This is a genomic window from Microcoleus sp. Pol1C5 (assembly GCF_036701115.1).
Taxonomy (GTDB): domain Bacteria; phylum Cyanobacteriota; class Cyanobacteriia; order Cyanobacteriales; family Microcoleaceae; genus Microcoleus.
In genome coordinates this window covers 123,861-148,453 of the sequence record NZ_JAUBQE010000010.1, presented here as the reverse complement: position 1 = coordinate 148,453, position 24,593 = coordinate 123,861, and the positions used below count along the sequence as shown (strand labels likewise).

Annotated in this window: 18 protein-coding genes and 1 pseudogene; 5 read left to right on the top strand and 14 right to left on the bottom strand. The window is 46.7% G+C overall.

Going from position 1 to position 24,593, the window contains the following annotated elements:
- Positions 1-148: 148 nt before the first annotated feature.
- Positions 149-766, bottom strand: a complete 618-nt coding sequence (locus QUA23_RS08385) for a hypothetical protein (RefSeq protein ID WP_333075182.1) — start codon at positions 764-766, stop codon at positions 149-151.
- A gap of 117 nt (positions 767-883) precedes the next feature.
- Between QUA23_RS08385 and QUA23_RS08380 the strand changes: the two genes are divergently transcribed.
- The 3 genes from QUA23_RS08380 to rimM all read left to right on the top strand — a co-directional run bounded on the left by QUA23_RS08380 (position 884) and on the right by rimM (position 3,761).
- A complete protein-coding gene (locus tag QUA23_RS08380; RefSeq protein WP_333075181.1) occupies positions 884-2,158 on the top strand; it encodes a molybdenum cofactor synthesis domain-containing protein in 1,275 nt (424 codons plus the stop codon).
- 107 nt (positions 2,159-2,265) lie between these two features.
- Positions 2,266-2,898 carry a response regulator gene (locus QUA23_RS08375; protein WP_015179099.1) on the top strand — a complete coding sequence of 211 codons (633 nt, stop codon included), beginning with the start codon at positions 2,266-2,268 and terminating at the stop codon, positions 2,896-2,898.
- A gap of 221 nt (positions 2,899-3,119) precedes the next feature.
- Positions 3,120-3,761: a ribosome maturation factor RimM gene (gene rimM / locus QUA23_RS08370; protein WP_333062764.1), complete on the top strand. Its 642-nt coding sequence runs from the start codon at positions 3,120-3,122 to the stop codon at positions 3,759-3,761.
- A 171-nt stretch (positions 3,762-3,932) separates the two neighbouring features.
- Here the strand turns inward: rimM and QUA23_RS08365 are convergent, their stop codons facing one another.
- The 9 genes and pseudogenes from QUA23_RS08365 to QUA23_RS08325 form a co-directional block, all read right to left on the bottom strand.
- A complete protein-coding gene (locus QUA23_RS08365; RefSeq protein WP_333035904.1) occupies positions 3,933-4,391 on the bottom strand; it encodes a phosphate-starvation-inducible PsiE family protein in 459 nt (152 codons plus the stop codon).
- A gap of 360 nt (positions 4,392-4,751) precedes the next feature.
- The gene (locus QUA23_RS08360) at positions 4,752-5,063 is read right to left on the bottom strand and encodes an RNA recognition motif domain-containing protein (protein WP_332948676.1); all 312 of its coding nucleotides are present in this window, start codon (positions 5,061-5,063) and stop codon (positions 4,752-4,754) included.
- Positions 5,064-5,685: 622 nt separating this feature from the next.
- On the bottom strand, positions 5,686-7,869 hold the full coding sequence (locus QUA23_RS08355; protein ID WP_333075179.1) for a nitrate reductase: 2,184 nt from the start codon (positions 7,867-7,869) through the stop codon (positions 5,686-5,688).
- 373 nt (positions 7,870-8,242) lie between these two features.
- Positions 8,243-9,886: a nitrate ABC transporter ATP-binding protein gene (locus QUA23_RS08350; RefSeq protein ID WP_333075177.1), complete on the bottom strand. Its 1,644-nt coding sequence runs from the start codon at positions 9,884-9,886 to the stop codon at positions 8,243-8,245.
- Positions 9,887-9,990: 104 nt separating this feature from the next.
- Complete coding sequence (locus tag QUA23_RS08345) at positions 9,991-12,015, bottom strand: nitrate ABC transporter ATP-binding protein (protein WP_333075175.1); 2,025 nt, start codon at positions 12,013-12,015, stop codon at positions 9,991-9,993.
- A gap of 162 nt (positions 12,016-12,177) precedes the next feature.
- Positions 12,178-13,047 (bottom strand): nitrate ABC transporter permease, encoded by an 870-nt coding sequence (gene ntrB / locus QUA23_RS08340; RefSeq protein WP_333075173.1) that lies wholly within the window; start codon positions 13,045-13,047, stop codon positions 12,178-12,180.
- 170 nt (positions 13,048-13,217) lie between these two features.
- Positions 13,218-14,549: a CmpA/NrtA family ABC transporter substrate-binding protein gene (locus tag QUA23_RS08335; protein ID WP_333075172.1), complete on the bottom strand. Its 1,332-nt coding sequence runs from the start codon at positions 14,547-14,549 to the stop codon at positions 13,218-13,220.
- Between the two features lie 91 nt (positions 14,550-14,640).
- Positions 14,641-14,970 (bottom strand): 2Fe-2S iron-sulfur cluster binding domain-containing protein, encoded by a 330-nt coding sequence (locus QUA23_RS08330; RefSeq protein WP_333075183.1) that lies wholly within the window; start codon positions 14,968-14,970, stop codon positions 14,641-14,643.
- 18 nt (positions 14,971-14,988) lie between these two features.
- Positions 14,989-16,527 (bottom strand): annotated as a pseudogene (locus QUA23_RS08325) (ferredoxin--nitrite reductase); the annotation flags it as partial.
- A gap of 612 nt (positions 16,528-17,139) precedes the next feature.
- Between QUA23_RS08325 and QUA23_RS08320 the strand changes: the two are divergent.
- On the top strand, positions 17,140-17,355 hold the full coding sequence (locus QUA23_RS08320) for a hypothetical protein (RefSeq protein WP_333075170.1): 216 nt from the start codon (positions 17,140-17,142) through the stop codon (positions 17,353-17,355).
- A 184-nt stretch (positions 17,356-17,539) separates the two neighbouring features.
- Here QUA23_RS08320 and QUA23_RS08315 read toward each other — a convergent pair whose 3' ends face one another.
- Entirely contained in the window at positions 17,540-17,698 is a 159-nt protein-coding gene (locus tag QUA23_RS08315) for a hypothetical protein (protein ID WP_333075169.1), read from the bottom strand.
- Between the two features lie 557 nt (positions 17,699-18,255).
- Between QUA23_RS08315 and QUA23_RS08310 the strand changes: the two genes are divergently transcribed.
- Positions 18,256-19,143 carry a PEP-CTERM sorting domain-containing protein gene (locus QUA23_RS08310; protein WP_333075167.1) on the top strand — a complete coding sequence of 296 codons (888 nt, stop codon included), beginning with the start codon at positions 18,256-18,258 and terminating at the stop codon, positions 19,141-19,143.
- A gap of 96 nt (positions 19,144-19,239) precedes the next feature.
- On the opposite strand, the gene QUA23_RS08305 is transcribed toward QUA23_RS08310, so the two are convergent.
- The 3 genes from QUA23_RS08305 to QUA23_RS08295 all read right to left on the bottom strand — a co-directional run bounded on the left by QUA23_RS08305 (position 19,240) and on the right by QUA23_RS08295 (position 24,588).
- The gene (locus QUA23_RS08305; protein WP_333075166.1) at positions 19,240-21,894 is read right to left on the bottom strand and encodes a C39 family peptidase; all 2,655 of its coding nucleotides are present in this window, start codon (positions 21,892-21,894) and stop codon (positions 19,240-19,242) included.
- Positions 21,895-22,328: 434 nt separating this feature from the next.
- Positions 22,329-22,769 (bottom strand): peroxiredoxin, encoded by a 441-nt coding sequence (locus tag QUA23_RS08300; RefSeq protein ID WP_333062778.1) that lies wholly within the window; start codon positions 22,767-22,769, stop codon positions 22,329-22,331.
- Between the two features lie 328 nt (positions 22,770-23,097).
- Complete coding sequence (locus QUA23_RS08295; RefSeq protein WP_333075165.1) at positions 23,098-24,588, bottom strand: catalase; 1,491 nt, start codon at positions 24,586-24,588, stop codon at positions 23,098-23,100.
- Positions 24,589-24,593: the final 5 nt, after the last annotated feature.

The following is a 24,593-nucleotide window of genomic DNA, read 5'->3' as shown; positions in this document are numbered from 1 at the left end:
ATCTTTCTGCTACTTTCCTAATAGAGGTGTTACCTGCTTCTCCTTGTGTCCACGATCTTTTGACGCATATCTAGGGATTAGGGTTTCATTTTTCTCTTTCTTATCACCTCTACTATTGTACCTAATCGTTAAGCAAAGTGCTGTATAACTAGCTCTCTATAGTTTTATAAAAAGCTTTTTGGAGAAAACACTTACACACATACCAATAATAAAATGCAATGTTGATTTCACTAAATAATTTAGGTACTCCCTCTAGTAAGCTGGAGAACATCTGGTTTTTTAAATTCAGGGAATCTACGCCGATCGCCAAAAACAACAAGCCCAAACCAGTTAACAATATTTGGTAGGGAGTTAACTGTAGTTCTCGCCGAAAAAACCATCCGTAGGAGAACAAAACAATGGCGTACAAAAGACTTACTCCTAGCTTAGGAAGTCCTAATGCGATCATATATATATGGATTCGGTAAGTTTGATTCAGCAGGAATCCACCTGTTAAAATAGCAGAAAATAAAATAAATCGATTTTTTTCATGGCGCGGTTGAATAGTTTTAGCTAATCCATAGGTGAAAGTACAGATAACGACGGGTACAGAACACAAGATTTGGAAAGTCCGTGTTAATAAAGCGACATTGGGATGGGGAGAAAAATAAGGCGAAAAGAATAAATCGCTGACTTTTAACCCGGAAATTTGAGTAAAAAATATCAGTAACGTCACCAATAATAACGATAAAGAATTGAGTCGAACAACAGAGCGACAAATAGTCATAAGCAATTAATACCAAAAATTAGGTTGATTGCCAAAATACAAAAAAATTATATCACCAATATATCAAGATATTTTGCTAAACTTAATTATGAGTATTATCAAAATAAGGAGACAGTCATGCTGTCAGTGAAAGAAGCAGAATCGATCGTTCTAAATTTGGCGCAGCCCCTCGACAGTCAGCGGGATGTAGAAACTGTAGACTTGCTGGCAGCATCGGGGCGCATTTTGGCAGCAGCCGTCACTGGTTCCCTGGATTTTCCTTATTGGGACAATTCGGCAATGGATGGGTACGCGGTACGCTTTGCTGATGTAGAAAACTGTAGCGCCGAAAAACCAGTCGTACTCGAAGTAGTTGAAGAGATTCCAGCCGGATATCAGCCTCAAAATACCGTCGAATCGGGGCAAGCGGCGCGAATTTTTACGGGTGGGGTGATGCCTGCCGGTGCTGATACGGTGGTAATGCAGGAAGAAACAAGGCGTGAGGGCGATCGTATTTTTATCTTAGTTTCTCCTGAAAAACCGCAAGCATTTGTCAGGCACAAAGGCGCTTTTTATGAAGCAGGAACAACTTTGCTAACTCCCGGTACAGTTATCAACGCCCCAGAAATGGCGGTGTTAGCAACTGCCCAGTGCATTCAAGTTCTTGTGTATCGGCGGCTGCGGGTGGCAATTTTTTCTACGGGTGACGAATTGGTATCGCCTGACGAAGCTTTGGCACCGGGGAAACTGGTAGACTCGAATCAGTATGCTTTGACAGTTTTGTTGGCACAAATGGGATTTGAACCGATTCGATTGGGCATTGTTCCTGATAATGAAGAGGCGTTAAACAAGGCGATAGCCGGGGCTGTTGCGACGGCGGATGTGGTACTTTCTACGGGGGGCGTCTCGGTAGGAGACTACGATTATGTCGAGAAAATTTTGACGGATTTGGGAGGAAAAGTTCACGTTAGTTCTGTGGCGATTAAGCCAGGGAAACCTTTAACGGTTGCTGGGTTTAAACGAGGTGAAAAAAATCCGGATTCGCCGAGTTTGAGTTCGGATTGTCTCTATTTTGGTTTGCCGGGAAATCCGGTTTCGGCTTTAGTCTGCTGTTGGCGTTTTGTTGTGCCTGCTTTGAGAAAGATCTCTGGGCTTGCCCCTGATGCTTGGGGGCCGGAGTTTGTCAAAGCTAGGTGTAATGCTGAATTGCGATCGCCTGGCCGACGCGAAACTTATATTTGGGGTAAACTGCATTTAGTTGCCGGAGTCTGGGAATTTGAACCTGCTAGCGGCAGCCAAAATTCAGCGAATTTAATTAACCTCGCCAATACAAGTGGTTTAGCAGTTTTGCCACCAGTGGAAACCGGAATTTTACCAGGCGAATTTGTAGATGTTTTAAAAGTTAGTCATTAGTTAGTTGTTTGGGTTATTTGTTATTGGTTTGGTATCGTTACTGTAAAATATTAACAACTAAGTAATCTTCCCTCTTCCTTCTTCCCTCTTCCTTCTTCCTTCGTATTATGAAAATTTTAATTGTTGAAGACGATCCGATGATGCAACTGGGATTAGAGCAAGTTTTAGCGGATTCCCCAGAAATAGAAATAGTAGGACAAGCAGAAGATGGCTATTTAGGCGTAGCAGCCGCACTGAAACTCAAACCTGATATTATTGTGATGGATATCGGTTTGCCACGGCTCGACGGCATAGCAGCGACGCAGCAAATTAAAGCACAACTGCCAGAAGTTCGAGTAGTAATGTTAACTTCTCACACGGCAGAAACTGAAATTATTGCTGCCCTTTCTAGTGGGGCTGATGCTTATTGTATTAAAGGTGCTTCTGTAGATAGGCTGTTAGCAGCGATTGCAGCCGCAGCAGAGGGAGCTACATATCTTGACCCTCAAATTGCCCGGACTGTCATCGAACACCTCAAACCCCCGATACCTGCCTCTACAACTACTTTTGGTCAGTTGTCACAGCGGGAATTGGAGGTGTTAAAATTAATGGTGGAAGGTAACAGCAATCCGGAGATAGCAGCGGCACTTTACTTGAGTCCAAATACTATTAAAACTCACGTTCGCGGTATTATGAATAAGTTGGCAGTGGATGACCGCGTGCAAGCAGCCGTTGTAGCGCTGAGAACTGGATTGGTGTAAAGAAACAAGTTCGGTAACGGATTGTTTAACGAATTTAACGGATGGATGTTGATGGAAGAGGGTAGTTCGGAAACGAATTGTTTGACGGATTTAACGGAGATCTGGAAGAGCTTCGAGGGCAGAATTCTTAGTGACCAATTGCTAATTACCAATTACTAATTAGCAATGCCCAATTTCCAATTTCCAATTATCAATTACTAGCAATTTGAGTGATATAATCTATGTCTGAGTGGATAGAAATCGGTAAAATTGTAGCAGCTCAAGGTTTGGACGGGGAAGTGCGAGTCTATCCGGATTCGGATTTCCCGGAAAGGTTTATCGAACCGGGGAAGCGGTGGATTTTGCGCCCTAACAAAAGTGAACCGGAGCCGATCGAGTTTTTGGGCGGTCGCTACATTCCCGGCAAAGGGCTGTATGCTGTAGAGGTAGAGGGTGTGGAAGACCGCGACGGTGCTGAGGCGCTGCGGGGCTGTAAGTTGTTTGTTGAAAAGACCGATCGACCTTACCTCGAATCTGATGAGTTTTACGTGCAAGATTTGATCGGTATGGAAGTTTTTAACCAGTTAACCGGGGAAATCCTAGGCAAGGTAAGTGATATTATTCCCGCAGGTAACGACCTTTTAGAAGTAGAAACGAATCTAACGGCGCCCGAAACTGTCGCCGCAGAATTAGAAAAGCCAAAACAGCCTGAAACTCCACAAGCCAACGCTGACCCCAGGAATACCCGCAAACCACGGAAAATTCGCGTTAAAGAGCCTAAATCCACAAAAATATTGATTCCTTTTGTGGAAGAGATTGTGCCAGTTGTTGACTTAGAACAAGGCAGAATTGAAATTGTGCCGCCTCCTGGTTTATTGGAATAATATCATTTCTGGTCAATCGACCGGATATGATAGATCAATTCTAAATAAGTCGTAAATTTTTTACTCCACCCCAACCCTCCCCGCGGGTTCGGGGAGGGAGTAAGAAATTCACAAATGATGCGAGGATTGCTATATTAGTTATTTAAAATTCCCACTTCTCAATTCCCGATATTAATCCTTTCCTCTATTTGTGCACCGCACTATCAAGTAACTGATGGAAAGCGCGAAAATTGCAATTGCCAAACCAATCAAGTCGGCTGCTGTTTTCTTTTCCAGGTCAAGAATGATTATTTTTCGAGATACTGCTATCAAAGAAGTTACAATAACTAGCTCTACTTGAATTACGTGCTTTTTCAGATAAGCTGTAATATTTTCCAAGATTTCCAGAGCAATTAAAACATTTAAAAATAACCCAAATATGACAAACAACGTGTCTTTTAACAAATTATCAGTGTGGTTTACCAATTCTTTTGCTAAAAAAATCAGCAAATCGCAAACGCTGAGGAGAATTACCCAAATCATCGCCAATGATAAAATTTTCGATATTACTACTTCTACACTTTCTGTAAAATGCAGAAAATTTTCATCACTACTTGACTTGGAAATTTGCCTAAATATTTTTTTCAGCATAAAAGTGATTTAGTCTTTATTCTTAATGATTCTGTCATTGTTCGGTACACTTTGCAAGCGCCAAACTCTGTGATTGCCTGGTTTTACGGGGCCACCCGGGCACTGGGGAAGGCGACTCTCTCTGCTTGTTATATTTTCTAGTTTTTCCTGTCAGCTAGGAATCGCTCGCACGCGATCGACCTCCTGATTAATATTTTTTGCCATAAAAAAACCTCAAACTATTGTCTAGCAATATTTTGAGGCTTTTAAGGCGCGGTACGACCACTGAACTAACTATCTATTCTCCACAGAGAATGATTGTTTACTCCCAGCTTGCTCCGACGCAATATACAATATAGCTAAAAATTTAGCTCGGGTGGTTTAGTAGCGACGAGAATTGCCACCGCGATCGTTGTTACCCCAGTTACCGCTGTTAGAAGAACCACGTTCTTCGCGGGGTTTTGCCTTATTGACCTTGAGGTCGCGACCCATCCACTCAGCACCGTCAAGAGCCTCAATGGCTGCGGCTTCTTCTGCTTCAGTAGACATTTCTACAAAAGCGAAGCCCCGCATCCGACCTGTTTCCCGGTCAGCAGGCAACTGAACGCGCTTTACTGTACCGTACTCTCCAAAAGTTTGGTTGAGGTGCTCCTGCGTTACTTCGTAGGATAAATTGCCGACATAGATTGACATTGAACATTCTCCAGAATCAGAGGGTGTAGAGATTTAAATCCGGAGGAACGCCGATCGAACGAACTGTACTGCCGAAAATAAAGCCTTGTAAAACAATTATAGCACCTATAGGTGCAAACTGCAATTGTCTGACTCGATTAATTAAAAAGAAAGCAGAAGCTATTCGCCAGAAGGCATTCTGCGGAAGCAAAAACCCCCAATAAAGAAGGAAAAACTCAGAATACATAAATTTACATAAATTTAATTTTCTTTATTCCCAGGCTCTGCCGGGGAAACGCAGTTTTTAGGCTGGGTAATGGCATAACGATTTTAGGTTTTAGATTTTGGATTTGAGATTTAAGATTTATGTGTAGGGTATGTCCGGGTTCAAAATTGCTCGATCGAGAGAGGTGGTTACCCCAAAAAACGGATACAAGCCCCGGACTCCTGTCGTGAAGAGTGCAAAATTTTAGACTCTTGTTCAAGAACCCAAATTCATGTGTGGAGTAAATCTCCAATAGTTCGACTGAGCGCGATTGACTGAGCGCTCCCCGAACGTCCACCACGTTCCTCCCTATGTCTAAAGCCCGCGGCTTCCCGCTCGTTCTTCGGTGATTGTAACATCCCGTAGTTGGACGGCAGCTCAAGAAGTGACGGCAAGGGTGGATTTTGCCCAATTAAATTCCCCAACTTCTGCGACAACTTCCGCTGCAGTGTCTGCCCCAACCAGGACCAACTGCACCGCACAAGCTTTTAACTCAGGCTGTTTGGAATCTGGACAGCTTGCAGCATGAGTCATAGCATTGGCTTCAGCACCTTCAGCCCACAGAGAACCCCAGTGCATCGGTACAAATAGCGTACCTGGGGCGATCGCCTTTGTGACTTTTGCTGGAAACTGCGCCTTACCGCGGCGCGATCGAACTTCCAGCAAATCTCCCTCCTTAATCTGCAATTTGGCAGCATCGCGGGGGTGAATTTCCAAAAACGGATCGGGGTGCAATTGATTAATTTTTTCTGTTCTACCCGTCCGCGTCATCGTGTGCCAGTGTCCGTAAAGTCTCCCTGTCGTCAACACCAACGGATAATTCGGATCGGGAGGTTCTGCCAGTCCCCGCGAGTGATATGCCGAAAATCTCGCCCGCGCGTCAGGAGTGTGAAAACGCCTGTCAGTATACAGCCGTTTCGCTTCGTTCGCTGGATGCACAGGCTCGTTTTCCCGGCAAGGCCACTGCTGTGGCCCTTGTTGGCGGATGTATTCGTGGCTCAGACCGGTCATGTCGCAAGGCTGGCCGCGCGTCAACTGGGCGTATTCTGTAAAAACCTCCGCACTGTTGTCGAAAGCAAAGTGTTCGGCAAAACCCAACCGCCGTCCCACCTCGGCGAAAATCCTCCAGTCGTCGCGGGCTTCCCCGGAGGGAGTGTCGAAACCGGGACAAAGCGTCACCCGGCGTTCGGAATTCGTCATTACTCCCGTTTTTTCGCTCCACTGCGTTGCCGGCAGCAGGATGTGAGCGTAGGCGGAGGTTTCAGTGGGATAGTAAGCTTCTTGATAAATAGTAAAGGGCGATCGCAGCAAAGCGGCTTTAGTGCGTTCCAAATCCGGCATACTCACCACCGGATTGGTAGCTGCAATCCACAGCAACTCGACTTCGCCAGTTTCCAAGCCCACAATCATGTCCCAAGCTGTGCGGCCCGGATTCGGGGAAATGCTTCCCGGTGCGATTCCCCAAAACTCCTCGACTTGGGTTCTGTGTTCAGCATTTTTCACAAATCTGTAGCCTGGGAGCAAATGAGACAGTCCTCCCGCTTCCCGCCCTCCCATCGCGTTTGGCTGCCCGGTGAGGGAAAACGGGCCACATCCCGGTTTGCCGATTTGACCGGTCATCAAGTGCAAATTAATCAGCGATCGCACCTTTGCCGTGCCTTCCGACGACTGGTTTATTCCCATCGACCACAGAGACAAAACGCGCTGCGACTGTTCCCAGTAGTTTGCCGCCGTTTCTAACTCGCTGACAGTAATGCCGCAGCGCGAGGCTACAAACTCCGGTGTGTAGCTGCTAATAACCTCAGCAAAAGCTGAAAAATTCTCCGTGCATTCTTCAATAAACTCAGAATCTATTGCTTGCCTGCGTAACAGCAAATATGCAATTCCGTTAAGCAAATCTATATCCGTACCTGGTTTAATTGCTAAGTGCAAATCCGCCGCTTCAGCAGTAGGAGTCCGCCTTGGATCTACCACAATCATCTTGACATTTGGATGCTTTTTGTGGTATTTTGCTAATCGATTGAATACGATCGGATGGCATTCCGCTGTATTGCTGCCAATAATAAAAGCGCAATCTGTTAATTCTAAATCGTCGTAACAGCAAGGCGGCCCGTCCGAGCCAAAGCTTTGAACGTATCCAGAGACTGCTGAAGACATACACAAGCGAGAATTAGCATCAAAATTATTAGTACCCAGACAACCTTTAATTAGTTTCTGGGCAATATAATAATCTTCTGTTGCGAATTGACCTGAACCGTAAACGCACAAAGCATCGGGGCCGCTGGTGCTGCGAATTGTTTGGATGCGATTAACAATTGCATCGAGAGCTTCGTCCCAGCTAGCGCGGCGGAACGGTTGGTCGAGAGTATCTCGCATCATCGGATACAGTAGCCGATCGCTCCGAATCGACTCTGCTACGGTTGCTCCCTTAATACAAACCATGCCCTGACTCGATGGGTGGTTGCGATCGCCCCGGACTTTCCAACTTTGTTTTTTGTCGGCTACAACTTCTAGGCCGCAACCTACACCGCAGTAAGGGCAAAGAGTTTTTATAGTTTCCATCTGGTGATTTTAGATGCTAATTTTTGAAAGCTAATGGGTAATTCGTAATTTGTCATTATAGTCGGAACTGATGGCTCCTGCAAATAACGTGTCAATCATTACTAAATTTCCGCATATATGCTTCCTAGAAACGGACAATACCCTGAGTTAAAATTACCCGCTCTCTTACTAAAAATCGCGCTCGCTCTCGCTTGCATTCAGCTTTTTGCTGCTACTAAATCTTCCTCTATTTGAGAAAAGTTTAACCTAACTCTTGTTACCCCCAGAATGGGGGCTAGGAGGAATTATTGCCTAATTCACACAGCGCCCAGGTACTACTTTTGACCTAGTTGTTGATAGCAATGTGAGATTGAGTGCGGGAGTATTAGGTCGGCTACTTCTCTGATTTAACTTCAAATACGCCACCGTTGGTGGGGCTAAAAGTTACTTGGAACTCAGCAGTTTTTTCAGCGCCTGCTGCGGCACCTGCAGGAGTTTGCAAAACGGGCAGAGGAGTTTCTTTGACGAAATCTTTAGCTGCTTTATTTGTGGGATCGAACTGTAGGATATCCCCGTTTTGTTTTACTTTGACCCGATAAGTCAAGCTTTCAGTAAATGTCGGAGTTGTTCTCCAGGTTTGGTCGATTTGTGCATACAACTGCTTTCCGATCGCATCGAGTTCGGCTTTGTCAGAAATCTCTGATGTGGCAGTGGTTGCTGCATTGGCTGCGCCCGCGCTGTTAGCGGCAGCAGCGATGGCAGCAGGACTAGCAGCAGCGATTGGTGCAGGGCTGGCATTGGGTGCAGGACTAGCAGCAGCAATGGGTGCAGGGCTAGCATTCGCTGCGATCGAACTTGCTGCAATTTGCGGGCTGGAGGGTGAACTCACAACCGCCGCAGTCGCCGCCGGAGGTGCAGTTTCTTCTAGTTTCGCTTGCTTTAGCTGGCTGGAAATAGCAGACATATTGACTGCAGCTAAAGTAACCATTGCTACGAACCACGAGGCTGCCAGGATGCCGCGTTTGATCGGCGAAGCTTCTGGGGGTTCGGCAGCGTGAGACACAAAAGGCGCAGGTGCGATCTGCCTGTCAGCAATCGCAGGCTTTTTGCTAGCAGGTAATGGCATCGGTAGCGCGACGGCTTCTGTCTCCGAGTCCGTTGCTTCACCTTCTTCGTGGTGGGCATAGCGAGAAAACAGGAACTCCAAAGCAAAGTTGCGAAGTTCGTAGTATTTCGGGTCTTCCATAATCCGCGCCCGGTTGCGGGGACGGCTGAACGGAACGTGCATATCTTCGCCGATGGAAGCTGCTGGCCCGTTGGTCATCATCACGATGCGATCGGCCAAAAACAAAGCCTCATCAATATCGTGAGTAATCATAATGACGGTAATTTTTTCCTTCCGCCAAATTTTCAGTAATTCTTCCTGCAACTCTTCTCGGGTAATCGGGTCTAGAGCTCCGAAAGGTTCGTCCAAAATCAACAGTTTGGGACGAGTTGCCAGAGCTCTGGCGATCGCCACCCGCTGTTTCATCCCCCCAGACAATTGGCCTGGTCTTTTGTTACAAGCTTCGGTCAGCCCCACTAATTCCAAGTGTTCCTTGACGATCGTATTGTGTTCGTCTGCAGACTTTTCCGGGTAAACATTTTCAACGCCGAGGTGAATATTTTCAGTAGCAGTCAGCCACGGTAGCAGCGAGTAGTTTTGAAACACCACCATGCGATCGGGGCCTGGTTCAGTAATCTGCGAACCTTCCAAAGCCACTTCTCCGTTTGTCGGCCCGTTAAATCCCGCAATCATATTCAGCAAAGTTGATTTGCCGCAGCCAGAGTGACCGATCAAACAAATAAATTCGCCTTCATTAATAGTCAGGTTTACACCGTCGAGAACGACGTAAGGACCTTTAGGAGTTTGGTAGACTTTCGATACATCTTTAATAGTAAGAAAGTCTTGCTTTGGCGTTTGAATTTGGGTTGTTTCGGGGTTTTTGAGAGTTTGCATATTTTCAGGATTGGGATTTTGGATCGGGGAATTAGACATGACAACTTTCGATTGAGAATTTGAAATTATGGAGTTAGGAAGCGGAAAATGTGGAGTCTTGTTTCCTGATTTCTTGCTCCTCATTCCCTCTTCCTATTTGCTGATTATGCTGGCAGTTTGATGGAACATTGACTGCCTATTTGTTCAATTAGAATTTCTTCAATGCGAAGGCCGCGTTTGATTTTGACATTCTGAAGATAGTCGATCGGGTCGTCGAGATTAAACACAGTGCCGTCAAATAGCTCGATCGTCCGGCGATCTCTGGCAATATCCGGCAAGCCCAATTCGCGCACTGCTTGACCGAAAACATCGGGCCGCAAAACTCGATCGACCACTTCCACCCAGTTTTTCGGGAACGGGATCAATCCCCAGCGAGCCATCTGCGCCATCACCCACACCATTTCTAGGCGGTCTGGAAAATTGGTTTTGTCAACATAGAACTGGTTGAAATTGTAGAGCATTTCTGGTTCTGCTTCCGTACCGGAGTTGTACGGATCGATGAACCCTGGACGGATGTCTTTCGGATCGGCGCCGATGTATTGTTCTTGGCTAATCAATCCTAGGACTTCTTCGCGGTTGCGGCGATCGTCGCAGTATTCGCAGGCTTCCAAAAGCGCTTTGACGAGGGCGAGGTGGGTTTGAGGATATTTCTGAGCCCAATCTTCGCTAACACCGAGAACTTTTTCGATGTGTCCGGGCAAAATATCGAGGGAACGGGCCATGACAAAACCCGTACCACTGTTGACTGCGTGGGAGTTCCAGGGGTCGCCTGAACAGTAGCCGTCAATGTTGCCTGCTTTTAAATTCGCGACCATCTGCGGGGGCGGAATCACGGTCAAGCCCACGTCGAGGTCGGGGTCGATGCCACCGGCAGCCAGCCAGTAGCGGAACAGCAGATTGTGCATGGAGGCCGAGTGGACCATGCCCAAGGTGTGAACTTTATCGGGACTCTTGGCAATCGCAGCTTTGAAATCCTCTAATGTCCGAATGCCTTGTCTGTAAAGGTCTTTGTTGAAAATAATCGAATTGCCGTTGCGAGAGAGCGTCATGGCGCTACAGACGGGTACAGGGGCTTCACCGTCGAGGCCCAACAGCATCCCGATCGGCATTCCTGCGACCATTTGCGCCGCGTCCAGCCGTCCTTCGGCGACTCCTTTGGCGATCGCTTTCCAGCCCGGTTCGCGGCTGAGAGTAACTTCTTCCAAGCCGTGCGCTTTGAAGAAGCCTTTTTCTTTAGCTACTACTAAGGGGGCGCAGTCGGTGAGGGGAATAAAGCCGATGTCGAGGTTGATTTTTTCCAAGCCGTTGCGGGCGATGACAGGCGGTTGTTGTTTGGCCCGGCGCTGTTTGACCCGCTTTTGCTGGTTGAGGAAGTAAACCATTTCGTTACGCAGCGCGTAGTAACTCGGATGGTTGACAACTTCCATGCGCTTGCGGGGGCGGGGAATGTTCACTTCGAGGATTTGCCCGATTTGCGCTTCCGGGCCGTTGGTGAGCATCACAATGCGATCGCTCAGTAATAAAGCCTCATCCACGTCGTGAGTTACCATCACGCTGGTGACTTTACTTTCTTCGCAAATTTTCATCAACTGGTCTTGCAAACCGCCGCGAGTTAAAGCATCGAGAGCTCCGAAGGGTTCATCTAGCAGCAGCAATTTCGGGCGAATCGCTAGGGCGCGGGCGATCGCAACTCTTTGTTTCATCCCCCCAGAAATTTCGCCTGGTCGTTTGTCGGCCGCGTGTCCGAGTCCGACCAATTTAATGTGGTGTTCGATCACCAACTCGCGATCTTCTTGAGAGTTACCGCTGTAAATTTCATTTACTGCTAGGGCAATATTTTCGCGCACCGTCAGCCAAGGTAGCAGCGAGTAATTTTGAAACACCACCATTCTGTCCGGGCCTGGATCGCGGACTTCGCGTCCTTCTAAAGTAATCCCGCCCTGACTTGCTTTGTCGAGGCCGGCGATGATATTTAGCAGCGTAGATTTGCCGCAGCCAGAGTGCCCAATTAAGGTGATGAATTCTCCCTTTTTAATTTTCAGTTCGATATTTTTAAGAGCGATGTATTGCTCTCCATTGGGCAAGTTAAATACGCGGTCAACGTGGTCTACTTCAACAAATACTGACATGGCTATTTTAGGTTAGTTGCTAATTTCTAGATGCTAATTATTAATGGGGCATTGGGCATTAGCCATTGGGCATTGGGCATTGGGCATATATAATTATTCCCGCTTCCTAATCACCAACCACTAATCACCCATTCCCCATTCCCCATTCCCCATCCCCAAATTCTATTTCTGTTCTTCGGGAACAACTTTGGACGCGATGAAACCAACGATTCTGTCTAAAATTAAACCGACGATTCCTACATAAAGCACTGCTAGAATCACTGCACTGAGTCGAGAACTGTTGTAAGAGTCCCAGATGAAGAAGCCGATGCCGACGCCGCCGACTAACATTTCGGCAGCTACGATCGCCAGCCAAGACAAACCGATTCCAATTCTCAAGCCAGTGAATATGTAAGGAACTGAAGAAGGGAGCAGGATTTTCCAGAAGTATTTTTGGTTGGGGAGGCGCAAGACGCGGGCGACGTTTCTGTAGTCTTGGGGTATTTGTTGAACGCCTACTGTGGTGTTAATTAGAATCGGCCATATTGCTGTAATTAAGATTACGAAAAGAGCTGAAACTTCGTTAGCTTTCACCCCCATGCCTTCAAAGGGATTAAACTGTTGAAATACAGCCAGGGCGATCGGCAGCCAAGCCAGGGGCGGGATAGTTCTGAATACTTGAAACAGCGGGTCTAAAGCATCGAACATTAAGGAGTTTGTGCCGATCAGGATTCCCAAACTGATGCCGAGAACTGCTGCCAAAGTAAAGCCGATCGCCACCCGCTGCAAACTAGCCAAAATTTGCCAGAACAAGCCTTTGTCTGTACCGCCCTTGTCGTAGAAAGGATTGATAATCAGCTCCCAGCTTTCTTGGACAGCTTTGATTGGTCCCGGCAAGCTGGAGTCGGGACTGTTGCAGAGGATTTGCCAGATTATGAGCAGAACTGTAATTGCTACCAGCGGGCGGATGATTTTTCGGCGGTTTTTTTGAACCTGATCCAGAACGAAATTTACTGGATTTTTGCTTTTAGTAACAGCGAGGTTTGTTGCCATTTTTCTTTTTGCAGTATTGTGAATAATCGATTATTTGTAGATACTTTGAACAGAGTTCAACTGGTTTGGTTCGTGGAACGAACTATCCGTTCCACTCCGCGCAACACCATCAATCAATTTTAGGAGTTTGTCAACTGTCACCAGTCAACTGTCAACAGTCAACAAACTAATTATGCTTTTTTGATTGCCAGACCCTTGAGATATTCTTCGGGTTTTTCTGGGTCAAACTTCACGCCGTCAAAGAAGGTTTCGACACCGCGCGAAGTGGTAGTAGGAATTTGGGCTGCGGGAACGCCAAGTGCTGTCGCTGCTGCTTTCCAAATATCTTCGCGGTTAACTTTATCAACCGTCGCTTTGATGTCCGTAGTTGCCGGGATATAACCCCAGCGAATATTTTCAGTTAAGAACCAAGCATCGTGACTCTTGTAGGGATAAGAAGCATTATCCGCCCAGAATTTCATCGCCACTGGGCTGGCAGCTTCAATGCGGCCGGTCCCGTAGTCAATTTGACCTTTAGAGCGACCGATAATATCTGCAACTGGAACTTTTAACCACTTATCTTGAGAGATTATTTGGCACATCTCATCGTGATTTTCTGCCTTGTCGCACCACTGCTGGGCTTCCAGTACGGCCATTGTAATTGCTTTAGCAGCTTTGGGGTTTTTCTCAACCCAATCTCCTCTTAAAGCTAAAGCTTTTTCTGGGTGGTCTTTCCAAAGTTCTCCGGTTACTAAGGCGGTGTATCCTACCTTTTGAGTAACTAGCTGAGCATTCCAAGGTTCGCCGACGCAAAAGGCTTCCATGCTGCCAGATTTCATGTTCGCTACCATTTGCGGTGGCGGTATGGGAATCACGGAAACATCTGTATCTGGATTAATACCGCCGGCTGCTAGCCAGTAGCGCATCCACAAGTCGTGGGTGCCACCGGGAAAAGTTATAGCAACAGGAAGGTTTTGGCCAAAAGCTGCTTTCAGGGGTGCGCTGTCTGTACCTACTTTTAAATCTAGGTATTTTTTGCTGAGCGAAATTGCCTGACCGTTAGTATTTAACCGCGCCACAAGGTTCATCGGCACTGGCTGATTGCCTTTGGTAATAGTGCCTAATGTCATGTGGTAAGGCATCGGAGATAAGATGTGGGCTCCGTCAATGCCACCTTTGTCGGAACCGAGTTCTAAGTTGTCGCGAGTAACTGGCCAAGATGCTTGTTTGGTAACTTGTACGTCTTTCATGCCGTACTTGGCAAATAGCCCTTTTTCTTGGGCGATGATTAAGGGTGCTGCGTCGGTGAGGGCGATGAATCCGAGTTTGGCTGCGGTAACTTCTGGGGCGTCGGCGGGGTTGATGTTGACTGCTGGGGCGGCGCTGGGTGAGGCGCCGCCGGCTGCGGGGGTTGCACCTCCGTTAGATGTGGTCGAACCGGAACTGCAACCGTGGGCTAGGAGGGTGCCGGCTGCTGTTGCTCCGGCGGTGATGATGAATTTTCTTCTAGAAAGGTTGCTCATTTGTCTTGAATTGTTGTTGTACTTTGAGATGATGGAAATGTGAGATATGAGATTGATTCGCGACCTTGGCATCGCATCTCGCATTATGAGATTAGGCGTCGATCGTCACTTTGCCGAGAGCCCGCGCGCTGCAAGTTAAAATGAACCCTGGTTCTAAGCCGGCGGCCGCTTCGGGGTGGCTGTCGTAGGCGGCAATATTACCTTCTAGGAGTTTCTGCTTGCAAGTGCCACAAACTCCCTTTCGGCAATCGCTGTCAAGTTCGACCCCGGCCCGTTCGGCAACGTCGAGAATGTACTCATCTTCGCTGCAAGCAACTTCTTTGCCCGATCGAGCGAAAATGACAGTAGATGTCTGAGGTTTGGGTGCCTGGGCTGCCTTTTCGCCCTCCTCAACCGTCAATTGCAGTTGCCGGTGCAGCACAGCTACATCCCCTGTAATCTCTTTGGGAACTGCCCCAAACTGCTCGACTAACAATTGATGCAGCAGGGGTTTGAGGTCTTCGCAAGGGATGCCTTTTTGGACGCAAGCACCCAAATGAGCGTCTTTGCCAACTGTGCCTCCCATGTAAATGTCTACACCTTCGAGGGTTTTGCCGTTCTTGCGAACTTTTGTTCCCATCAAACCGATGTCTGCTACTTGGGGTTGACCGCAGGAATTGGGGCAACCCGTCCAGTGAATTCTGACCGGTTTGGGAAGTGAAAGTTCGACATCGAGTTCCTCAATCATGGCCACGGCGCGGCTTTTGGTTTCGATGAGGGCGAAGTTGCAAAACTTGGCGCCGGTGCAGGAAACCAAGGCTCGCATCAGCGGTGCAGGCTCGATGGAAAAACGCTGCAACAGCGGTTCTTTGACCAGCGATTCAATCCGCGAGTCGGGAACGTTGGGAATAATCACGTTTTCTTCAACGGTGAGCCTGAGTTCGCCGCTGCCGTAAACCTCGGCGATTCTGGCCAAATCGAATAAATCCGATGCCTGCAGCCGTCCGACTGGAACGTGCAGCCCTACATAGTTGAGGCCTGATTGTTTTTGGGGGTAGATGCCGATGTGGTCGCGTTTCTCCCAGGTGATTTCATCTTTGGGTGCGGCGGCGGGCAAAGTGCGACCTAATTCTTGTTCGACTTCGGCTCGGAATTGTTCGATTCCGAGTTCGTCAATCAGCCACATCAGCCGCGATTTTTGGCGGTTTGCTCTCGGGCCTTGATCGCGAAACACAGTTAAAATTGCTTTGCACAAATCTACAACGTCGCTGGGACTTGCCCATGCGTTGAGAGGAATTGCAGCTTCGCAGCGTTTAGCAGAGAAGAAACCGCCGACTAAAACGTTAAAGCCGATGTTGCCGTCTTTGTAAGCGGGTACGAAGGCGATGTCGTTGATTTCTGCGTGGACTGAGTTGTCGCGGCAGCCTGCGATCGCAATATTAAACTTTCTCGGCAAATTGGAAAACGCGGGGTTGCCTTCGCCGCTGTTCGTAATCATGTCTTGGACTTGGTTCGCCAGTTCCCGCGTATCAATCAGTTCGTCGGCGTCCAGGCCCGCGACTGGGGAACCCGTGATGTTGCGTACATTGTCCATACCAGACTGGATGCTGGTCATGCCCGCTTCTTTGAGGCGGCGGAAGATGTCGGGTACGTCTTCGATGCGAATTCCGCGCAATTGCAGGTTTTGTCTGGTGGTGATGTCGGCGCTGCCGTCGTCGCCGTAGCGTTGGACGATTTCTGCTAGCGTTCTGGTTTGATTGCTAGTAATGATGCCGTTGGGCAAGCGCAGCCGCATCATGAATTTGCCGGGAGTTACTGGCCGAAAGAAGATGCCGAGCCATTTGAGGCGGTGCTCGCGATCTGTTTCGTCCATTGCTTCCCAGCCGATGGCGGCGAAGTGGTCGAGTTCGGCTTTTAATGCTAAGCCATCTTTTTCGGCTTTGAGTTTTTCAAACTTGTTCAGGCTCGCTTGGGCTTTGGGTTCTACTGTTTGGGTCATTGGTTTACCCTCGCTGCTGGCTTGTGTGGGGAGGTATTGACTTGGAGCATAAAGTGTGTGTTTCCTGCTAACCTTAGTGACTGTATGGATTTAAAACTGTATATTTAGTTACTAGATGGAATTTCTTTTAAGCATGGTTGGTCTTCTGTAAACTTGAGTTTGACTGGGCGCTGGCTCGAACGTCGCCAAACTATTTATGGTTATAGTTGCTACCGATGATTCGGTCGATCGCTGCGTTTCGATGCACCTTTGTTATGAGCTAATGTAAGGCCCACGATTGTAAATATTCGTAGCTATTTTTACAAAATATTGAGTTTTATGAATATTTCGCATAATGCCCATGCGTTTTATACATGGAAAATGGGTAAAGACACCCCCAAAACCGAAAAATCTCTCTAAATCTTTAGATTTACGACGGAAGAGGGGGAAATTGGAATATCTAAGGTTAATTTTGTGACTGCGATCGCAGACTTAAAACGAGATCGTCACAACATTAGAGCGGCCGCTGTCACACAGTTTGCCTCAAAACATCACGTTATGTGCTATGCCAGCGTCACTATTAATTTTCGGAGAACGAGAGATGATATAAGTATCGAATTCAGGGAATGTCTCATGTTTTCAGTTCAACTTATCCCCGGCGCTATTTCCGAAATGCTGGCTTCTGTTACCGATACGGGTTGTTTGACTTTAGCCGATCGCTACGGCTTGATGGCCGCTGTTTTGGACGACTCTCTCGACGAGGAACAGAGACATTCGATCAACCGCCTGCTGCGTTCTGTGATCAAGGGAAGAGTCAAGATAGTCAACGAACTGTCGGCGATATATTAACAGCAGTTAAAAATTTGATTGATTTATGCAGCGCTGCAAGTGCAGAAACCATCGGCCGACTTAGAAGGAACCCACGATGCCTGCAGCGGATGTAGGGCCGGAAGTTGATTGGGTGTTCTCAAAACTTGCGATCGCTCTTGCCGTATGATTTTTTTGATTATCCAATTCTCGCTTTGGGCGGCACTTACAGAAAAAGTGCTGATTCACAGTTTTGACCCTCAATTGAGAGCCTGTTGGGTGGAACGCTGATGGTAAAATTAGTAAAACTGCTGTGCGCGATCGGCATTTGAGGAGTTTGAGGAATGAAGTCATCCCAAGCAACGTAATTATAATTATTAGACATCTCTCGAAAAGCCTGTCTTGAACAAGCAGGATGCCTGTTCCACAATAATTATTGGAGAGGTCTATTGAACAGCGCTGGAGATGACAGACAAGTTATGAAAATTATTAATCAAAAAATCGCAATATTAACAACAGAATTAGGCATTGGGATTTACAACATCATGCCCCTTTTTGTCAAAATTCATTGGTAATTGATAAAAAATCAATTAAGTCTATCGGCCAGAAAAACAATAATATTTTGTAGGGGCCCATCAAGTCTGGACATTGACTTGCAGACAGTTTATGGCTGGATTCAACCGCCTAAACCCGGTATTCAGTGTATTTTCACCTATACAAGACTTATGCAGCCATACTTTATACTGTGCCTGCATAAATCTTTTGTTTAGTTACTGCCATTGGTTAGTTTTTTTAACCAATATAGTTGATATAATGCGATCGCCCGACCAAATTTTTAGCAAAATTTTAATATTTTCAGGCGAAATAGATGATTGACTGAAAATTAAAAACAGTCGAGCGAGCAGACTTGACAATTTAACAATGATTCCCAGGGAGCATTTTATGAAATCCATTGCTAAAAACACCATCCGCTGTATTTACTCAGTGGCTATTTTCTGTGTCCTTTTCGCAATACAGCAACAAAAAGCTACAGCAGCAACGCTATCTAACGGCTGGAATTATGCGATCGATTCCTTCAACGACGGCGTGACAGGGTCCCAAATCGGCGGCGGAGAATTTGAATTTTACGGCATCGCCATTAAAGAAACATCAGATACAGCTTTCATCGCCATCAATTCTAATCTAAGTTTAGCAGGATATGCCGACCCACTAGCTCAAAGAGGCAACATCAACTACGGCGATTTATTCTTCAATTTTTCCGGTCAAAACTTCAATACAGCTAACGCAAACGGCAGCTTGTTTGGTATCCGCTTTGCCGAAGGCAATGACTCCGGCGTGGCGACAACAGGCGTTTACAAAAATGTTACAGCGAACAACGTCACCCAAACTAACTCTGGCTTTAGCAATTTAAATCAATTCAATACGGTAGTGGCATCTCAAGGCGGAACCCCATCAATGGGCGATTTATCTGCCACAAACCCCTACTTTGAACAAACAGAAAACTTGACTATTCTCAACTCAATAGCTACGGGTACAAAAGTAGGAGAAATCAATTTTTTAACGCCAGCAACTTTGAGCGTCCTCGGTCTTGATTTCGGTCAGTTTAATGTCGTGGGTTCTCAAACAATTGGATTCAGTTTAAATAAATCCTCAATGCCTTCGGGGAACTATATTGCTAACTTTTTTGCCGAGTGCGCTAACGATGCGATCGCTATTCAAGGATCGTTTGAGGCTGTACCCGAACCTTCTACTTGGTTTGGTACTTTTCTAGGATTGAGCTTTTTAGGTATTGGCGCAGCAAAACGCAAAAGTAAGCGCAAGATTTCCTAAGTTAGGTAGGGTGTGCATTCATTACCTTACGAATAGCTGTTATGCACACCTTACTAATAGGCGTAGTGCCTCACAAATTGCAAACCGTAGAGTAGATTATGGATAGATAAAATGCGCCCAAACATTCCCATCTGGCCCAGCAACTTGATTTACGTAACTGTAGGGATACATCAACTTTCTCCCCTCAGTGTCGCTGTAACCAGTGAGTGCATTTCCCCAAGGATCTTGCACGATATAACCCTGAGAATTGTAGCCAATTACAGTAAGAATGTGACCGGCAGCAGTAAAATCTCCGGCTAAAACTACTGGCCGCCCATTCAGCAATTCCGATCGCACATCGGCCCATTTGCGACTCGTACTAAAACTCGTCTTAAACCCGTAGGCCTGAATCAGCGCCGAAAGCACACTGTGATCCGTTTGAGAACCCTGGCCGGCATAATCGAAACACCACTGCAACAACTCATCCTCCAACTGTCCGCCCCACTGAGAACGAAGGCCGTAATAATAAAGCACCATTGCGATCGCAGTTACGTTGCAAGTAGACCAGTCAAAACGCGGATTGTCCCGCTGCGAAAAATACGGCACGTTCAATTCGACATTGTTCGGAACCGGATCGAAAATTTTATCTCCCCGCTTGAACTGAACAAAACTAGGAAAAACGTAACCTGTATTGCCAAAATTAGGCAGTTCTTCAGTCAGGGAAACTTTCAGGTGAGATCCTTCCGCACCGTAGCTGTTCACGCCGTAAACTCGACCTAAAGGCAGCGTAGTTTTCTCGCTACTGCTCAGGCTAGCAGAATCTACCGGCCGTTTTTTAAACACAGTTGCTTGCAGGATTGTCATCGTCAAAGCATCGGGGTCAAAGGGAACTTCTTTGCCGTCTTTTTTAATTTTAACGTCCTGCCAATAAATAAATCCGATATTGCCGAAACCGGGAATTGATTCGGCGAGAGTTACTCGGAAATGCCCCAAAATGCAGGCATAACCAGTGATGGCATAGGTAGTGCCTAAAAGTAGGTCAGCCATTTGATCCGCCGGCAGTTTCGATGAATCTTCGGGCTTAGCTTTAATCTGAGTTGTTTGAGTTACCAAAAGTTGAGCGCTGACGTTGCTATTCGGTACGTCAGCCAGGTTAAATTTTAGGATTTGAGTACCTTTGGCTAACTGAACGTCGGGTTCATAAAAATAACCAAAAGTGCCGACAGGCCAAATTGCTGAATCCAGAACCACCTTGAGATGCCCGTCAATAAATCCGTATTTGCTAACGGCCAACGTCTGGCCTGCTTTAACAAAAACTTTTTGCTGATTGTTGAGCCGGGAAGAATCAAGGGGAACTACCTTAAACAAAGTGTCAGAAACTATCTTTAAGGTCAAACCTTGTCCGACAGTTAGCGGATCGGAAGTTACGGTAATGTAAATTATTTGGCTGCCAGTAACGTTGCCTTTGCTGTCAGTTGCCCGCAACCTGAGCCACCGAGCTCCCGCTACGCTAAATCCTTTAGACAAATTAACTTGCCAAGTGCTGGCTTCTTGGTTTAGAGTGACGGTTAGGGGAAATTTATCCTCAGCTATCACGTCAATTTTTGCTGCTTGTTGCCGGTCAAAAGTACCTCGAAGGACGATCGGCTGATTGACTAAAACTTCTGACGGCCCTTGATAAGTTAAATTCACAGCGGGATTAAAAGATTTGCCACCGCGGCTGAATTGCACAAAATCGGGATAAATGAAACCCGTATTGCCAAATTGCGGCAAATTCTCGGTCAGCGAGACTTTAATGTGGCTTTGTTCGATCGAGAATCCGGCAATTCCGTAAATCATTCCCGCCGGCAATGTAATTTTTTCTTGGGGTGGCAGGCTAGCGGCATTTATCGGCCGCTTTTTAAACACAGTCGTTTTGATGATTGTCATCGTAACTGCATTTCTATCATACTCAATTCCCCTGCCGTCTCGCAAAATTTGGACGTGCTGCCAGTACAGAAATCCCGAAGTTCCTAGGTTAGGAACTGCCCGAGCAAAAGCGACTCGGAAATGGTTTTCCACGCAAGCGTAGCCAAGAAGATTGAAAGTTTCTCCCAGGTTAAATTGTAATTTCTGAGTTGATCCTAAAGTTCCAGAATCGACGGGGGTGAACTTTAACCAGGTCTTTTTGATCACCCACAGTAACTGCATTCCAGGCGGCGGGACCGGTAACTCAGCGCGATCGAATATGAGAATTTTTGCGCCTTTGGTGATGAGTACGTGTTTTTCGTAGAAAAAGCCGGACTTTCCTACCGGATTAATTGGATTATTTAGTTGAACATTCAGATGTCCGTCTTCTAACTCGTAGTCAATAACTTGATAAATTTTCCCTGCTGGTATGTCCGCTTTTTGCAGATCGTTGAGATTGCTCGCGGGCAGTGTTCCGGCTTTAAATTTGGTATCTGTGAGAGTAATTAACGTGAAAAATTGAGCGGGTGACTGAGAAGCAGGATTAACTTTGATGTTAATTGTTTGTTGACCGATAACTTTGCCGGTCTTATCAGTTGCCCTCACCTGCACTGTGCGAGTTCCGGCGCTATCGAATCCTTTTTCTAAACTGATGTTCCAAATGCCTCTAGAGAGATTTATCCCCACATTCAGGACATTTGAGCCTTCTGCTGCTGAAATCGCTGTCACTAGATTTTTGCCAAAAGTGCCAACTAAGACTGCGGCTCTATTGACCTCAATTTCTCGCGGGCCTAAGTAACTTAAAAGAATGTTGCTGTTTGTCATTATATATCCCCCTACCTACTTAGTTATTCAGCTAAAGCAAGGATAACTTCTGATTTTATTAAACACAATGACCTGAACTATGACAAAATCGCCCCTAGATTCACCCTACGGGCGGTTAATGCCTTTTCCAGCATAAGTTTTTAATTATTGGCGGAAGTGGCGCCACAAATCTAACTTTAGGCGTATAATGAGCACCTTAACCGAATATATGCCTGGTTGAGAGGATTTCTGGTGTAAGTTTTGAGGGAAGGAATTTAGTTCGAGTAAGTTGCTTCCCCCTGTACCCTTGACCCCTCACTTGGTGAGTCAGGACTTACGAAAAAAACCCGGTTCCTAAGAGAATATTGCTTATAGCAACGAAGCATCTAGGAAGAAACCGGGTTTTTAGCCGTTTGGTGCGTGCAGGAGTGTTAGTGCGATCGGCTAAACTTCGACTAAACTATGGTGACAAGAATATCTTGAGCGTGAGTGTCAACTTTCATGGTTTCGCCCTCATAAACTTGAATGATTTTGCCAGTACCGTCGATGACGAAAGTAACGCGCTTGGCATAATCGCCTTTCTCGACATCGTAAGCTTTGGTAATCGTGCCATCAACATCTGCTAATAGCTGAAAAGGTAAACCGTATTTCTCTGTGAACTTTTGGTGCGACTCTTCGTTGTCTCGGCTGACACCGAGAACTACAAGATCTTTGCCCTTGTATTCTTCATAAGCTGCTTTAAAGCTTTGGGCTTGTCTTGTGCAACCGGGGGTGTCATCTTTCGGGTAGAAATACAAGATTACGGTTTTACCTGCGAATTGGGACAGGGATACTGTGTTGCCATTAGTGTCTTTGGCGGTAAATTGAGGGGCAGCGCACCCAACTGGTAATGTCATAGTTTTGTTTCCCTTGTTTGGTTTTTCTTGCAGTTCCTCAACTTATTTTAGTTGGTTCTGTCGCTTTGCAAGAGACCTTTGTAAAAAATCACGATCGCCCCAACTCCATGACGTTAAGCTTTACTGCATTTAGCTTGCACCTAAGACGCGGGCTAAGAGTGCCTATTACACGCATAGTTCCAATAGACATCTGCTTAAAAGCAGATGTCTATTAAATGTTCTCAGATTCTAAGCTATTACGCATCTAAATTGAATAGAAAGAGGGGCTTTCTTACCCATCCGACAATCCGATCGGACAAACTGACTGTCAAATTAGATGCGTAGCAGCTTACACACCAACCGGTTGACCAGCAGCGGGCATCATAGACGGATCGATCGCAATTCCTAAACCTTCTGCGACTTGGCGGCCGTAATTCGGATCGGCGCGGAAAAAATGGCACAATTGGCGCATCTGAATCTCCGATTTTGCTGCACTTAAACTTTCCACAATGTTAGCGACAAGCCGCTGCTGTGCGTCGGGTTTCATCAAGCGATAGAGGTCTCCTGCTTGGGTGTAATCGTCATTTCCCTTACGGTGATCGTAGCGATCGACTTTGACATTTCCTAAGTCCCAAGCTGGGTCAGCATAAACACAGTTTTGCTTCGGCGCATCCTCGTGGCTGTTGGGTTCGTAGTTGGGCCCGCTACCACCGTTGTTACCCGGTGCCATTGCGCCATCCCGTTGATAGTGCATCACCGGACACTTTGGTTGATTGACGGGCAATTGCTGATAGTTTGCACCGAGACGGTAGCGTTGAGCATCTGGATAAGACATGATGCGAGATTGCAGCACTTTGTCTGGAGAGAAGCTAATACCTGGAACGACATTAGAAGGAGAAAATGCCGCCTGTTCTACCTCAGCAAAAAAGTTTTGTGGATTGCGATTGAGTTCAAGAATTCCCACGTCAATTAACGGAAACTCTGAGTGCTTCCACACTTTTGTCAAGTCAAAAGGGTTTTCGCGATACTCTGCGGCTTGGGCCTCGGTCATTACTTGAATGCAAAACCGCCATTTGGGATAATTACCTTGGTCGATCGATTCAAACAAGTCGCGAGTCGCATGATCGGGGTCTTCGCCTTTGATCTGCGTCGCTTCTGAGGCGGTGAAATTGTCAATACCTTGCATGGTTTTGAAGTGGAATTTGCACCAAACCCGTTCTCCTTGAGCATTGATGAGGCTGAACGTATGGCTGCCAAAACCGTCCATGTGGCGGTGGTTTTTCGGCGTACCGCGATCGGAAAACAGAATAGTTATCTGATGCAAAGCTTCTGGACTCAGCGACCAGAAATCCCACTTCGCGTCAGCATCTTTGAGATGCGTTTGGGGATGGCGCTTTTGCGTGTGGATCAAATCAGGGAATTTGAGCGGATCGCGGATGAAGAAAACAGGGGTGTTATTGCCTACTAAATCCCAGTTGCCTTCTTCGGTGTAGAACTTCATCGAAAAACCTCTGGGGTCACGTTCGGCATCCGCTGAACCTTGTTCGCCGCCTACTGTAGAGAAACGGAGGAGAACCTGAGTTTCTTTGTTAACTTCTGAGAATAGCTGAGCTTTGGTGTAGCGAGTAATGTCATGGGTGACGGTGAACGTGCCAAATGCAGCGGCTCCTTTTGCATGGACAACGCGCTCAGGAATGCGTTCCCGGTTGAAGTGAGCCAGCTTTTCCATCAGGTGAAAATCCTGCATGAGGATAGGCCCGCGTTCACCAGCAGTCAAGGAATTCTGGTTATCTGCAACCGGAATTCCGCTAGCGGTTGTCAATGTTTTGTCTTCGGTCATAGTGG

Excerpts from the sequence above, each read along its gene's own strand:
- QUA23_RS08360 (WP_332948676.1), bottom strand. The coding sequence starts at position 5,063 with ATGTCAATCTATGTCGGCAATTTATCCTACGAAGTAACGCAGGAGCAC.
- QUA23_RS08380 (WP_333075181.1), top strand. The coding sequence starts at position 884 with ATGCTGTCAGTGAAAGAAGCAGAATCGATCGTTCTAAATTTGGCGCAG.
- ntrB (WP_333075173.1), bottom strand. The coding sequence starts at position 13,047 with ATGGCAACAAACCTCGCTGTTACTAAAAGCAAAAATCCAGTAAATTTC.
- QUA23_RS08310 (WP_333075167.1), top strand. The coding sequence starts at position 18,256 with ATGAAATCCATTGCTAAAAACACCATCCGCTGTATTTACTCAGTGGCT.
- QUA23_RS08345 (WP_333075175.1), bottom strand. The coding sequence starts at position 12,015 with ATGTCAGTATTTGTTGAAGTAGACCACGTTGACCGCGTATTTAACTTG.
- QUA23_RS08375 (WP_015179099.1), top strand. The coding sequence starts at position 2,266 with ATGAAAATTTTAATTGTTGAAGACGATCCGATGATGCAACTGGGATTA.
- QUA23_RS08295 (WP_333075165.1), bottom strand. The coding sequence starts at position 24,588 with ATGACCGAAGACAAAACATTGACAACCGCTAGCGGAATTCCGGTTGCA.
- rimM (WP_333062764.1), top strand. The coding sequence starts at position 3,120 with ATGTCTGAGTGGATAGAAATCGGTAAAATTGTAGCAGCTCAAGGTTTG.
- QUA23_RS08300 (WP_333062778.1), bottom strand. The coding sequence starts at position 22,769 with ATGACATTACCAGTTGGGTGCGCTGCCCCTCAATTTACCGCCAAAGAC.
- QUA23_RS08355 (WP_333075179.1), bottom strand. The coding sequence starts at position 7,869 with ATGGAAACTATAAAAACTCTTTGCCCTTACTGCGGTGTAGGTTGCGGC.
- QUA23_RS08365 (WP_333035904.1), bottom strand. The coding sequence starts at position 4,391 with ATGCTGAAAAAAATATTTAGGCAAATTTCCAAGTCAAGTAGTGATGAA.
- QUA23_RS08320 (WP_333075170.1), top strand. The coding sequence starts at position 17,140 with ATGTTTTCAGTTCAACTTATCCCCGGCGCTATTTCCGAAATGCTGGCT.
- QUA23_RS08335 (WP_333075172.1), bottom strand. The coding sequence starts at position 14,549 with ATGAGCAACCTTTCTAGAAGAAAATTCATCATCACCGCCGGAGCAACA.
- QUA23_RS08305 (WP_333075166.1), bottom strand. The coding sequence starts at position 21,894 with ATGACAAACAGCAACATTCTTTTAAGTTACTTAGGCCCGCGAGAAATT.
- QUA23_RS08385 (WP_333075182.1), bottom strand. The coding sequence starts at position 766 with ATGACTATTTGTCGCTCTGTTGTTCGACTCAATTCTTTATCGTTATTA.
- QUA23_RS08350 (WP_333075177.1), bottom strand. The coding sequence starts at position 9,886 with ATGTCTAATTCCCCGATCCAAAATCCCAATCCTGAAAATATGCAAACT.
- QUA23_RS08315 (WP_333075169.1), bottom strand. The coding sequence starts at position 17,698 with ATGTCTAATAATTATAATTACGTTGCTTGGGATGACTTCATTCCTCAA.